The organism is Rhizobium sp. 05N430, assembly GCF_056396985.1.
The window spans coordinates 320,080-332,500 of record NZ_JBFTMO010000005.1 but is presented as its reverse complement, the minus strand read 5'-3'; the positions used below and the strand labels follow the sequence as shown (position 1 = coordinate 332,500).

General features: G+C 59.9%; 9 protein-coding genes, 1 tRNA gene and 2 rRNA genes (1 of these 12 cut by a window edge). 6 read left to right on the top strand and 6 right to left on the bottom strand.

Features of this window, described 5'->3' with window-relative positions; genetic code table 11:
* From AC1DJO_RS14380 to AC1DJO_RS14365, 4 genes are all read left to right on the top strand, one after another.
* A 23S ribosomal RNA gene (locus AC1DJO_RS14380) occupies window positions 1–1,219 on the top strand; it begins 1,582 nt to the left of the window's first position.
* Between the two features lie 125 nt (window positions 1,220–1,344).
* Window positions 1,345–1,459: ribosomal RNA gene (gene rrf / locus AC1DJO_RS14375) — 5S ribosomal RNA — on the top strand.
* Window positions 1,460–1,599: 140 nt separating this feature from the next.
* A tRNA-Met gene (locus tag AC1DJO_RS14370) sits at window positions 1,600–1,676 on the top strand.
* A gap of 318 nt (window positions 1,677–1,994) precedes the next feature.
* Window positions 1,995–2,801 (top strand): cysteine rich repeat-containing protein, encoded by an 807-nt coding sequence (locus AC1DJO_RS14365; protein ID WP_477971279.1) that lies wholly within the window; start codon window positions 1,995–1,997, stop codon window positions 2,799–2,801.
* A gap of 61 nt (window positions 2,802–2,862) precedes the next feature.
* On the opposite strand, the gene AC1DJO_RS14360 is transcribed toward AC1DJO_RS14365, so the two are convergent.
* Complete coding sequence (locus tag AC1DJO_RS14360) at window positions 2,863–3,036, bottom strand: hypothetical protein (RefSeq protein ID WP_477971258.1); 174 nt, start codon at window positions 3,034–3,036, stop codon at window positions 2,863–2,865.
* Here AC1DJO_RS14360 and AC1DJO_RS14355 point away from each other — a divergent pair.
* Window positions 3,030–3,818: a DUF2092 domain-containing protein gene (locus AC1DJO_RS14355; protein WP_477971257.1), complete on the top strand. Its 789-nt coding sequence runs from the start codon at window positions 3,030–3,032 to the stop codon at window positions 3,816–3,818. The two genes, AC1DJO_RS14360 and AC1DJO_RS14355, sit on opposite strands and share 7 nt — an antisense overlap.
* On the top strand, window positions 3,815–4,144 hold the full coding sequence (locus tag AC1DJO_RS14350) for a hypothetical protein (RefSeq protein ID WP_112384957.1): 330 nt from the start codon (window positions 3,815–3,817) through the stop codon (window positions 4,142–4,144). Before AC1DJO_RS14355 ends, AC1DJO_RS14350 begins: the two co-directional genes overlap by 4 nt.
* Before the next feature lie 13 nt (window positions 4,145–4,157).
* On the opposite strand, the gene AC1DJO_RS14345 is transcribed toward AC1DJO_RS14350, so the two are convergent.
* The 5 genes from AC1DJO_RS14345 to AC1DJO_RS14325 form a co-directional block, all read right to left on the bottom strand.
* Complete coding sequence (locus AC1DJO_RS14345) at window positions 4,158–7,310, bottom strand: efflux RND transporter permease subunit (protein ID WP_477971255.1); 3,153 nt, start codon at window positions 7,308–7,310, stop codon at window positions 4,158–4,160.
* Window positions 7,311–7,350: 40 nt separating this feature from the next.
* Window positions 7,351–8,550, bottom strand: coding sequence for an efflux RND transporter periplasmic adaptor subunit (locus tag AC1DJO_RS14340; RefSeq protein WP_477971253.1), 1,200 nt, complete (start codon window positions 8,548–8,550; stop codon window positions 7,351–7,353).
* Between the two features lie 160 nt (window positions 8,551–8,710).
* Entirely contained in the window at window positions 8,711–9,271 is a 561-nt protein-coding gene (locus tag AC1DJO_RS14335) for a DedA family protein (RefSeq protein WP_477971251.1), read from the bottom strand.
* Window positions 9,272–9,296: 25 nt separating this feature from the next.
* Entirely contained in the window at window positions 9,297–10,427 is a 1,131-nt protein-coding gene (locus AC1DJO_RS14330; RefSeq protein WP_477947487.1) for a calcium:cation antiporter, read from the bottom strand.
* A gap of 184 nt (window positions 10,428–10,611) precedes the next feature.
* Complete coding sequence (locus AC1DJO_RS14325) at window positions 10,612–12,420, bottom strand: class I SAM-dependent methyltransferase (RefSeq protein WP_477971249.1); 1,809 nt, start codon at window positions 12,418–12,420, stop codon at window positions 10,612–10,614.
* Between the last annotated feature and the right edge of the window lies 1 nt (window position 12,421).

Sequence of the window (12,421 nt, the reverse complement as noted above, 5' to 3'; positions counted from 1 at the left end):
CGCTTGAGAGAACTATGTTGAAGGAACTCGGCAAATTGCACGCGTAACTTCGGAAGAAGCGTGACCCCAATTTACGCAAGTATATTGGGGTGGCACAGACCAGGGGGTAGCGACTGTTTATCAAAAACACAGGGCTCTGCGAAGTCGCAAGACGACGTATAGGGTCTGACGCCTGCCCGGTGCTGGAAGGTTAAGAGGAGAGGTGCAAGCTTTGAATCGAAGCCCCAGTAAACGGCGGCCGTAACTATAACGGTCCTAAGGTAGCGAAATTCCTTGTCGGGTAAGTTCCGACCTGCACGAATGGCGTAACGACTTCCCCGCTGTCTCCAACATAGACTCAGTGAAATTGAATTCCCCGTGAAGATGCGGGGTTCCTGCGGTCAGACGGAAAGACCCCGTGCACCTTTACTATAGCTTTACACTGGCATTCGTGTCGGCATGTGTAGGATAGGTGGTAGGCTTTGAAGCAGGGACGCCAGTTTCTGTGGAGCCATCCTTGAAATACCACCCTTATCGTCATGGATGTCTAACCGCGGTCCGTTATCCGGATCCGGGACAGTGTATGGTGGGTAGTTTGACTGGGGCGGTCGCCTCCGAAAGAGTAACGGAGGCGCGCGATGGTGGGCTCAGACCGGTCGGAAATCGGTCGTCGAGTGCAATGGCATAAGCCCGCCTGACTGCGAGACTGACAAGTCGAGCAGAGACGAAAGTCGGTCATAGTGATCCGGTGGTCCCGCGTGGAAGGGCCATCGCTCAACGGATAAAAGGTACGCCGGGGATAACAGGCTGATGACCCCCAAGAGTCCATATCGACGGGGTTGTTTGGCACCTCGATGTCGGCTCATCGCATCCTGGGGCTGGAGCAGGTCCCAAGGGTTTGGCTGTTCGCCAATTAAAGCGGTACGTGAGCTGGGTTCAGAACGTCGTGAGACAGTTCGGTCCCTATCTGCCGTGGGTGTAGGAATATTGACAGGATCTGTCCCTAGTACGAGAGGACCGGGATGGACATATCTCTGGTGGACCTGTTGTCGTGCCAACGGCATAGCAGGGTAGCTACATATGGACGGGATAACCGCTGAAGGCATCTAAGCGGGAAACCCACCTGAAAACGAGTATTCCCTATCAGAGCCGTGGAAGACGACCACGTTGATAGGCCGGGTGTGGAAGTGCGGCAACGCATGAAGCTTACCGGTACTAATAGCTCGATTGGCTTGATCGTTCTCATTGATCAATGCTCATCTCCCGGGCAAGGCAAAGCCTTGCTCCGGACGGTGATGCAAGACGTGTTCACACATAAAAGCGGTTGAAAAACTGCACCAGCTTCTCAAAGTTGCGCTTCGCTGACCTGGTGGTCATGGCGGGGTGGCTGCACCCGTTCCCATTCCGAACACGGCCGTGAAACGCCCCAGCGCCTATGGTACTTCGTCTTAAGACGCGGGAGAGTCGGTCGCTGCCAGGTCTGCAAAACGCAACTAATCTTCTCATCACAGTCTACGGCCCAAAGCCGATCAAAGGGCCGCTCGCAAAGCGGCCTTTTTGGTTTGAAACCCTATATCAGACTGAAAAATTGGCGCATCACATCTATAATGGTGCGTCCCTCGCGGGGTGGAGCAGCCCGGTAGCTCGTCAGGCTCATAACCTGAAGGCCGCAGGTTCAAATCCTGCCCCCGCAACCAAATCATCTTCATGGATACAAAACAGAATAAACAAAGCCCGCGTTAAGCGGGTCTTTTGCGTTCAACTCTATTGTGAGCGGACGGCACGCGGGATTGGGCGGGGAAGAAATGAAGTAGGCCAAAAGGCCGAAGACTCTACCGCTCGCCATGTCTCACGACGCAATCTTCACGACAGTATATTTACGTGCTAATGTAAACCTGCAGTGATAGATTTTGATCATGCCCTGCGTGGCGACAGTTTGTCAGGCCAGCGTTATTTCATCGGCCCCGCCACGTATCTGCATATATCCAGATAATTTCTTCCTCGGGGAGGGAACCATGGGGAAATTTGCGGCCTTTCTGGCGAATATTCTGCATATCAGATTCTCGTTTTCAGCGAGCAGGGCTTTCGGCCTTCTTGTCTCGTCCGCGATGTGCCTTGCAGCCGGCGCAACTTACGCGCAGCAGCCGACTGATGCCCAGCGGAATGCGGTCCGGTCGGCGTGTCGGTCCGATTTCATTGCGCAATGTTCGGGTGTGACGCCCGGGGGCATGGAGGCGTTAAATTGCCTTCAGCAGCATGATGCATCGCTCTCCAAGGCCTGCCGCGACGCGATCTCGGCTTTGGGCGGGACGAAGAAGAAATCGACCGACGCGGCGCCGGCGCAAACGCCAGCGGTCCAGCCAACCACAGCCGCAGCTCCGGCCGTTTCACCAAAACAGACTGCGCAGCCGACGGAGGCGCAGCGCGATGCGATCAAATCGGCCTGCCGCTCGGATTTCATGGCGCAGTGCTCGGGTGTGACGCCGGGTGGAGCGCAGGCGCTTGCCTGCCTGCAGCAGCATAATCCAGCGCTTTCGCCATCCTGTCAGGCCGCCATTGGCGCGATTGGAGGAAACGGATCATCTCTTCCTGCTGCCAATACAGCCAAGGCGGCCGGTGGTGCTGGAGCGATGGCAGCGATGCCGATGGCGTCTTTCACGCCGCGCGAAGAACTGATTGTTCTCCGGCGCACCTGCGGGCCGGATTTCCGGTCGCTTTGCCGCTCCGTGCCGCTCGGTGGCGGCCGTGGGGTCAATTGTCTGCGGGACAATTTTCAACGGCTGTCGCCAACATGTCAGCGGGTGCTGACCAGCGGCCTATAGCTTCGCGATCTTCAGACGTTCCCATTGCCGTGGAGGGGGAGATGGGAGTGGCGTGCTCCATTCATGATTCCCTCAAACCTTGCGGCCGCTCGCGGCTGAACATCGCCTGCATCGATAATGCTGAAATTTCATCCATTCTCTGATCTTGCAGATCGCCGGTAGGATTCTCGCTGAAGGGCACCTGTCCGGAGACTTGGGGATCAACATGATCGAAGGGAAGGCATTGCAATGTCATCGGTTCCCCATTTCAGAACGCTGCGGCACCTGCTCGTCTGCAGCTCCTTTGCCGCCTGCCTGATCCTGCCCGCGACCGCTGCGGCCGACGATGCGAAAGATATCCTGAAGTCCATGTCGGATTATCTGGCGGGGCAGAAGGCGATATCGTTCAGCTACCAATCGTCGATCGAAGCGGTCACGCCCGACTTCGAGAAGCTGCAGTTCGTCAGCTCGGGAACTGCGAGCCTGGCACGGCCGGACAAGCTGCGGGTCACCAGAACCGGCGGATTTGCCGATGTCGATGTCAGTTTTGACGGGACGACGCTGACCGTGCACGGCAAGAACCTCGATGCCTATGCCAGTATTGAGGCCAAGGGCTCGGTGGACGAGCTGTTCGAGCGGTTGGCGGATGCGGGTATCGAGGCGCCGGGAGCTGATCTGCTGTCGGCTCATGTTTTCGACATTCTGATGACCGACGTGACGGATGCCAAGCATATCTCCAGCGCCTATGTCGGTGGGGTCGAATGCGAATATCTGACGTTCCGCACGCACGAGATCGACTGGCAGATCTGGATACAGTCGGGCGCCAAGCCCGTGCCGCTGCGCTATGTCATCACCAGCAAGCATGTCGGGCAGGCGCCGCAATACACGCTGGAGATCAGCGATTTCAAGAGCGGGCCGGATGTCGCCAAGGCGTCCTATGCGATCGAGATTCCGAAGAGCGCCAAGAAGGTCGATCTCAGCGAATTGCAGTCGCTCGATGAACTGCCCGCACCCACCCAACCTGGAGACAGCAAATGAGATATCCGAAATCCCTGCTTGTTGCCGGGCTGACCGGCGCCTTTCTCCTTGCCGACGCTCATGTCGAGCCGGGCGGATGGGTACCGTTATCGCTCAGCTTCGGCACGCCCGCCAACGCCGTGATCGGCAGGCCGTTGACACCGCTTTCCTATGCTGGCGTTGCGCGCCGGACTACGCGGCGCGTGGTAACGAGGACAACGACGACGATTGCCGTCTTGCCCGCGGGCTGCGTCTACGGCGCCTATTACGGTGGCTATTATTACAGGTGTGGATCCGGCTATTACGCCAAGAGCGGCGGCGTCTATGTGCGCGTCGTCGTTCAATAGAGCGAAGCGCTGATCACTCTGCCGCCTGCGGCGCCGTGTTCGTGCGCCGCTTTCTGTATTCCTCGAACCGTTGCAGCACAACATAGAACGACGGAACGAAGAGAACAGCAAGGCAGGTCGAGGCGATCATGCCGCTGAAGACCGATATGCCGATCGACTTGCGGGCCGATGCGCCGGCGCCGCTCGCCAGCACCAGCGGCAGGACGCCGAGGATGAAGGCGAAGGATGTCATCAGGATCGGCCGGAAGCGAAGGCGCGCGGCCTCCACCGCGGCCTCAAGAATCTCCATGCCCTCGGCCCGCTTCTCGCGCGCATATTCGACGATCAGGATCGCGTTTTTCGATGCAAGCGCGATCAGCAGTATCAGGCCGATCTGCGTGTAGAGATTGTTGGCAACACCGGCCGCACTTAGTGCGCCGACCGTTCCGAGAAGCGCCAGCGGCACCGCCAGCAATACGGCGAGTGGCAGGATCCAGCTCTCATATTGCCCGGCAAGCACGAAATAGACGAGCAGCATGGCAAGCGCGAAAACGAAGTAGATCTGCCCGCCGACGGTTTTCTCCTGATAGGAGAGGGCTGTCCACTCGTAGCCTGCGCCGGGCGGCAATGTTCGGTCGGCGATCTGCTCCATGACATCGAGCGACTGCCCCGAACTAAATCCGGCGGCAGCCCCGCCGACGATGGTGGCGGTCGGATAGAGGTTGTAGAGGCTGATCAGCGACGGCCCCTGAACGCTCTTAACGTCGACGACAGTGCCAAGCGGCACCATCGTGCCGTCGCCAGCCTTGACCTTCAGGTTGCGGATATCGTCAGGGCGGACGCGGAATTCGGGCGCTGCCTGCGCGTAGACCTGGAAGGTTCGTCCGAACTTGTTGAACTGGGTGACGTAGCTCGATCCGACATAGCCTGACAGCGCTGAAAACACCTGCCCGACGGTGATGCCGAGCGTCTCGGCCTTGATGCGGTCGACCGACACCGAAAGCTGGGGCACGCCAGCGCGAAACGATGTGCTCAGCCGCTGCAGCGACGATTGGGCATTGCCGTTGCTGACGATGGTATCGGCCATGCTCTGCAGCAGCGGATAGTCGAAATTGCCGTTGCGGATTTCCACCTGCATGGTGAAGCCGTTGGCATTGCCGATGCCCTGGATCGGTGGCGGGACGACGACCAGAGTCTTCGCCTTCAGCACATCCGACAGTGCGCCGTTCAGGTGCTCGTAGATCGACAGCAGGTCCTGTCCCTTTTCCTTGCCCCTGACATCCCAGTCCTTGAGCACGACATAGGCGACACCGGCATTCGGCAGGCTGGCGCTGTTGTCGAGGATCGATATGCCGCTGATCGTCAACACCTGATCGACGCCCGGCGTCTGCTGCGCGATCTTGCCGACCTCGGCCATGACGGCGTCGGTGCGCTCTTTCGAGGCGCCGTCGGGCAGCTGCGCGCTGATCAGCACATAGCCCTGATCCTCGAGCGGCAAAAATGCCGTCGGCAGGCGGGTGAGCCCCCAGATGGCGACGCCGATCAGCGCCAGAGCAAAAAGAACGGCAATGGCGCTGTGATGGACCATGCCGCCGATCAGCTTCGCATAGCCGTTCTCGGCCTTGTCATAGACCTTGTTGAAACCACGATAGAAGACGTTGCGTTTTTCGGGAGGCACCGGCGTGCGCAGCCAGAGGGCGCATTGCGTCGGCTTCAGCGTCATCGCATTGATGGCACTGATGAGTGCGGTTGCGGCAATCACCAACGCAAACTGCTTGTAGAGCTGCCCGGTCAAGCCCGGAAGGAAAGCGGCGGGAATGAATACCGCCATCAGCACGAGCGTGATGCCGATAACAGGGCCGAAGAGCTCGTCCATCGCCTTCTCGGCGGCCTTCTTGCCGGGCATCCCTTCCTCGATATGGCGGGCAACACCCTCGACGATGACGATGGCGTCATCAACGACGATGCCGATCGCCAGCACGATGGCGAAGAGCGTCGAGAGATTGACAGTGAAGCCGAGCGCCGCCATGGCCGCAAAGGCGCCGATAATCGTCACCGGCACCGTCGTCGCCGGAACCAGCATCGCCCGCCAATCCTGCAGGAAGACGAGAATAACGATCAGCACGAGAACGCCGGCTTCGATCAGCGTGACATAGACCTCATCGATCGATGCCTTCACGAATTTGGTCGTATCGAATGGCACGGTATAGGCGAGACCGGGGGGGAAGCCTTTCGAAAGCTCGGTCATCTTCGCCGCGACGTCCTTGGCGACGTCGATGGCGTTGGCCTCGGGAAGCTGGAAGATGCCGATACCGGCCGCCGGCCGCCCGTTCTGCATGAAGGACTGGCTGTAGGTCTGCGCACCCAGCTCGACGCGGCCGATATCGCGAATGCGGGTGATCCGGCCTCCGCTCTGGTCGTCGACCTTGATGATGATGTTCTCGTAGTCGACAGCGTCGTTCAGCCTGCCGTTGACATTGAGCGTGTATTGGAAGTCCTGACCGGCAGGCACCGGCGGAATGCCGACCTGACCGGCGGTCACCTCCTGGCTTTGCTGCTGCACCACGTTGATGACATCCTGCGGCGTCAGCCCGCGGGATTGCAGCAGCCCGGGGTTCATCCAGATCCGCATCGCATATTGGCCGGCGCCGAAGACGGCGACGTTGCCGACGCCGGGCAGGCGGGCGAGCTCGTTCTGCAGGTTGATGACGGCATAGTTGGAAAGGAAGAGACTGTCGTATCGGCTGTCAGGCGATGTCAGGCTGACGAATTCGAGGATCGAGGTCGATTTCTTTTGCGTCGTGACGCCCTGCAGCTGAACCGCGTCCGGCAGCGAGGGCATGGCGATCGCCACGCGGTTCTGTACCAAAACCTGCGCCTGATCGGGATCGGTGCCGATTGCGAAGGTAACGGTCAGCGAATAGGTGCCGTCGCTGGCGCTCGTCGACTGCATGTAGAGCATGTTCTGAACGCCGTTGACCTGCTGCTCGATCGGCAGTGCCACGGTGTCGATCAGCGTCTTGGCGCTGGCGCCGGGATAGCGGGTCGAAACCTGCACGGTCGGCGGCACGACATTCGGATACTGGGCCACCGGCAACTGGAACAGCGCAACGGCGCCGATGAGAACGAAAACCAGCGCCAGGACATTGGCGAGGACCGGCCGCTCGATGAAGAAGCGCGAGATCATGCCATCCTCCTCCGCTGAGCTGACAATGCCGGGCGCGGGCTCATTGCGCGACAGCCTGGGGTGCGGTAGCGGCTGAGGCCTCCGCCGCTGGAACGTCCATCGTCACCTTTTCCGGTGCTACCCTGTTGCCCGGAATCGCCTGCTGGATTCCTTCGATCACCACCAGGTCTTCAGCACTGAGGCCGGATTCGATAACGCGCAGGCGGCCCTCGCTCTGGCCGGTCTTTACGGTTTTCTGCTCAATCGTATCGTCCTTGCCGACAACCAATACGTAGCTGCCCTGCTGGTTGGTGCCGATCGCATCGTCCCGAACCAGAAGCGCCTTGTCCTGATGGCCAACAGGCACACGAACGCGAACGAAGAGGCCCGGGATAAGGGCATGGTCCTTGTTGTCGATGATCCCGCGCACGGTCAGCGTGCCCGTCGCCGCATCGACCTGTGGCGCCGCATAGTCGAGATGGCCCTTGAAAGGATAGCTGGTCTCGCCCTGCAGGCCGATTTCGAACGGGATGGCGGGAAGATCTGTCTGCTTGAAGGTCCTGCCCTGAGCGGCCATACCCTGCTTGATCAACAGCACCTGCGTCTCGCTAATGCTGAAATTGGTATAGATCGGATCCGTCTGGACGATCGTCGCCAGCGTCGTCGGGCCGGATACACCGACCAGCGTGCCGACATCGACGAGATGCGCTGTCACTGTGCCATCGAACGGCGCCTCGACCTTGGTGTATCCGAGGTTGATTTTGGCGAGATCGAGACTCGCTTGGGCATTGAGGATCGCTGCGTTCGATTGGTCGAGCGTTGCCTTGGCGCTGTCGAGTGCCGTCTGCGTTCCGACCTTCTGGGCGCTGAGATTGACCTGACGCGTATATTCCTGATTGGCGCCGACCTGTGCGGCCTGCGACGAAGCGAGCGTTGCCTGCGCCTGGTCGACCTGCGCCTGATAGGTGTTGCTCTGGATGCCGAAGAGCTGCGTGCCCTTGGTCACCATCATACCGTCGCGATAGTCGATGGTTTCGACGAACCCTTGGACGCGGGCTTCGATATCGACCGATTTGAACGCCGCCGTGTTGCCGGTCAGTTCGAAATATTGGGTTACATTCTGCTGCAGCGGCGGTGCCACATGCACTTTTGCCGGCGGCGGGGCAACATAGGTGTTGCTGCCGCTGTCGCATGCTGCAAGGCCCGTCGCGCATAAAGCCGCGGCGAACAATTGCAGACCTCGAGACCCCCCCTCACGCATCCTGTCACCTCATAATTTACGAGTTGCAGTCCTCATGCGCGTCCCTTTGCAGCCTACCGGTTGCAAGGTTCAAAGCTGCCACAATATGAAGCCGCATTTTGAAGAATTGCAATAGCCCTCGATTGCACAGGAAGGACGGCATCAGGCTAAGACCAAAGGGCTAGGCCGCGCGGACTTTCCGATAGGTCAATGCGCAGGCGATCACGAGGGCCACTGCGGTCGCGATGGCGATGAGAACGTGCCGGTGAAGCGGCAGATGGCCAAAAATCTGTTCGATGCCTTGTCCGAAGAGATAGCCGATGGCGGTGAAGACCGTTCCCCAGATCACGGCCGCGGCGGCATTGACGGCCATGAATTTCGCGGCCGGGACATCGGACATGCCGATCGCAACCGGGCTGATCGTCCGCAATCCGTAGATGAAGCGAAATGCGAAGATGAAGCTCGCAGGGTGGCGCTCCAGAAGCTGGGTAGCGCGCTGAAAGGCCGGTCTCCCGGCGATTTTCTGGATTCGCGGCCAGCGCCGCGCATGGCGGCCGGTGAAGAAAAACAGCTGGTCGGCGATGAAGGAACCGGAGCTCGCAGCAATGGCTGCCTCCCAGAACGTCATGAGGTGGCGATGCGAAAACACGCCACCCAGAATGACGATCGTCTCCCCTTCTATCCCGGCGCCAAGAAAGACTGCCAGCAAGCCGTATTTCGCAATCAGAAGCTCGAAAGTCATTGCTGCAGGCTCCTGCCGTTGCGGCTTATTGCTGGAAGATCAGCAGGACGTAGGCCAGGAAAAGCACCAGATGGACGGCTCCCTGCATCATGTGGGTCCGGCCGCTGGCAAACGTGATCATACTGACGGCAAGCGTCAAGGTCAGCATCACCAGATCGCTGCCTTCGAGACCCAAGGTGATGGGATGACTGGTTAGATGGGCAACGAGCAGCATCGCCGGCACTGTCAGGCCGATGGTCGAAAGCACGGAGCCGAGAAAGATGTTGACCGAGCGCTGCAGGTTGTTGGCGATCGAGGCGCGAACGGCGCTGAGCGCCTCCGGCGTTGCTACCAGCACTGCCATGATGATGCCGCCCAGAGCGGCGGGCGCGTGCACGGTCTCGATGATGTAGTCGATCGGCCGTGCCAGTTGTTCGACGAGAAAGACCACCGGCGCCATATAGGCGAAGAGCAACACGGCATGGAGCAGGATCGTGCTCTTCTGCGCTGCGCCATCGCGCTTCTCATGCCGCGGTTCGCTGCCATCGGTGAAATAGCGGTGATGGCGTCCTGCCTGGAGCATCAAGAACACGCCGTAGAGGCCAACCGAAATGACAACCAGGATCATCTGCCTTGGCGTCGAGGCCTGGCTGCCGTCGGTATGAAGAAAACTCGGCAGGATCAGGCTTAGCGCCGCCAACGGCACGATGAGACCGAGATAAGCGTTTGCGCCCTGCATGTTGTGCGACTGCTCCGGACGCCGCCAGCCACCAACCAGAAGCGACAGGCCCACCATGCCGTTCAGGATGATCATGACCACGGCAAAGAGCGTGTCGCGGGCGAGTGTTGGATTGTTCGCCCCGTGGATCATCACGGCCGAGATGGCCATGACTTCGATCGAGGTGATTGCCAGCGTGAGGATCAGCGTGCCGTAGGGCTCGCCGAGCTGTTCTGCCAGATGATCGGCGTGCCGTACCACCGACAGCGCCGAGCCAAGAACCGCCGCAAAGAGCCAGAAGAAGACCAGCACGAACCCGGCCGGACTGGACATCTGTGCAAACAGAGGCTCGCCGAAACCGAGGATGATGGCGCTGGTCAGCAGCCCGACCGCAAGAAACCATTCCCGGCGCAGGAGGCGCGACATGGTGAAGGATGGGACGGTGAGACTGTTCGTCATGGCCGCGGCAGCCGTTCAGGGATATGCCGCCGCCGAATGATCATCAACGCCATCAAGTCTCCCAACCCGGCCGCCCGCCTCTCGCGCACCGATCCTCGCTAAACCTCGCCGCAGATTACATCTGTTTGCGATTTTCAGCGAGGGCCGTTTGCAGCTGCGCTCAGGTCAGATCAGCCGGCGCAGGTCAGGCTGTCCGCAAACTGTACCCGTTCACCGCGTCAAGCATCTCGCGGACCTTGCGGCGCTCGGCTTCCAGTTCCTGCATCAAAGCCTGATTCTGCTCGGTCAGTTTCCGGGACTGGCTCACCAGATCGCGGATATTGGCGAAGTTGATTCTCCGGCCGAGAGGCGCCACCAGCGCCGAGGCGTTGGGTTGCAGATTGATGCCAGTGACGGAACTATGGAAGCGGAGATCTGCAACGTAGTAGTCGATGATCGTCTGAGCAGCCACGTCGTATCCCAGATGCTCGAAGGTCTGGAAGATCAAGTCGCCGATCTTATCCTTGGTATCGGAAGTGGGAGGCGCCACGCCGCGCATGTCCGAGAGCAGGTCCCACAATGCGCGGAAAATCAGGTAGCCGAATTCGATCGGCTGGTCATAGGACCATTCGAGGTCGATGAAGCGCTGCTGTTCACCGACGATCAGGTTGCGCGGAATGGCGTCGAGCAGCGAGCCCGGGATCATATCCGTCAAAGCTGAGGGTGCCGGATGGCCCATGCCGGTAAGGTGCTGTGCCAGCGCCTCGCGCCAGACACCGATCCAATTTGCCAGATGAGCGGCGGACCATCCATCCTGCAGCAGGCACCGCTTGCCGATGTCGCGCCACAGCAGTCCGTTCTCGAAACTCTCGTTCTCGAGATTAATCTTCAACGGCCTTCCGGCATCATCCTCGGAAGGCTTGAGTGCCTCGCGCTCGACCACCAGTTCATTGCCCTTACGGACGAACTGCACCAGCTTCTGGTAATGGGCTTCGCGCCCGCCGGTGAAATGCGTCGCCATGACGTCATGTGCGGGGATAGCCTGATCGGAGGACACGAGAAGGAACGAGTTTGCGAGGTCGCCCTGAAGACCGTTTCGAGCGATCACATCCCAGGCGAGGTCCTGCTCGAACGCGAGAAGGCTCGGCCGCTGCGGGTCGGTGTTGACGGCGCTGCGGATCAGCGACGAAAAGTCGGTCGGCAGGTCGGCATCAAGTGCCTCGTCGTTCAGCACGAAGCGGGGCAGCTTGTAGTCCGGGAAGGGGAACCAGTATTTCTGATGCGGCAGGCCGGCAGCCTTGACGCGGTGCGACAGCTCGCGCTTGCCGAAGGTGACAGGCCCCGTCTGCGTATACTGGTCCTCGACGCCGACCATCGGCCGCGACAGGTGATCCTCGGGGAAGCCTGCGAGATACTTGAGACCGATCTGGTTTTCGATGGCGATGATCAGCTGACCGCCGGGCTCCAGGAAGGACCGGGCCTTTGCCAGCATGTGATCGATCGCGTCCTGGCCTGCTTCCGCGCCGAAGAAGACGCGGGCATATTCCAGCACGCCGATCAGTGTAACCGTCGCGAATTTCTGCTGCACTTCGAAATGCTGCAGCGGCTCGGCGAGGACGGTGACATTCGGAAGGTCACGGCATCTCTCGGCGATCGTGTTTGCGCGGCGCGCACTGCCCTCAAGCGCGAGAACGGTGTGGCCTTCCTCACCTAGAAATCGGGTGATCGCGCCGCAGCCGGCGCCGATCTCGAGGATAGGTCCGCGCAGCATATGCTTGATCGGACGGAAGAGATTGGCGCGTATCGGGCTGAGATGGTAGTTCGACGGCCAGTCGGAGATCGCGCCTGCGAGCTCTTTCGAGAAGAGCGAGGTATCGGTCGCCGACTGCATGATATTCAGAATACGCGTTTCGGATGCGTCGCCATCGTTATACCGAAAAGCGCCTCGGGCGTCCTGATATGTCCAGATTTTACCGTTCTTGCGGTAACCCGATGCCTGTAAGAGGTCTTGCATG

What these genes read in the sequence shown, in the direction of transcription:
- AC1DJO_RS14360 (WP_477971258.1), bottom strand. Translation starts at nt 3,036, where the DNA reads ATGACATTGCAATGCCTTCCCTTCGATCATGTTGATCCCCAAGTCTCC.
- AC1DJO_RS14340 (WP_477971253.1), bottom strand. Translation starts at nt 8,550, where the DNA reads ATGCGTGAGGGGGGGTCTCGAGGTCTGCAATTGTTCGCCGCGGCTTTA.
- AC1DJO_RS14350 (WP_112384957.1), top strand. Translation starts at nt 3,815, where the DNA reads ATGAGATATCCGAAATCCCTGCTTGTTGCCGGGCTGACCGGCGCCTTT.
- AC1DJO_RS14330 (WP_477947487.1), bottom strand. Translation starts at nt 10,427, where the DNA reads ATGACGAACAGTCTCACCGTCCCATCCTTCACCATGTCGCGCCTCCTG.
- AC1DJO_RS14365 (WP_477971279.1), top strand. Translation starts at nt 1,995, where the DNA reads ATGGGGAAATTTGCGGCCTTTCTGGCGAATATTCTGCATATCAGATTC.
- AC1DJO_RS14355 (WP_477971257.1), top strand. Translation starts at nt 3,030, where the DNA reads ATGTCATCGGTTCCCCATTTCAGAACGCTGCGGCACCTGCTCGTCTGC.
- AC1DJO_RS14335 (WP_477971251.1), bottom strand. Translation starts at nt 9,271, where the DNA reads ATGACTTTCGAGCTTCTGATTGCGAAATACGGCTTGCTGGCAGTCTTT.
- AC1DJO_RS14345 (WP_477971255.1), bottom strand. Translation starts at nt 7,310, where the DNA reads ATGATCTCGCGCTTCTTCATCGAGCGGCCGGTCCTCGCCAATGTCCTG.
- AC1DJO_RS14325 (WP_477971249.1), bottom strand. Translation starts at nt 12,420, where the DNA reads ATGCAAGACCTCTTACAGGCATCGGGTTACCGCAAGAACGGTAAAATC.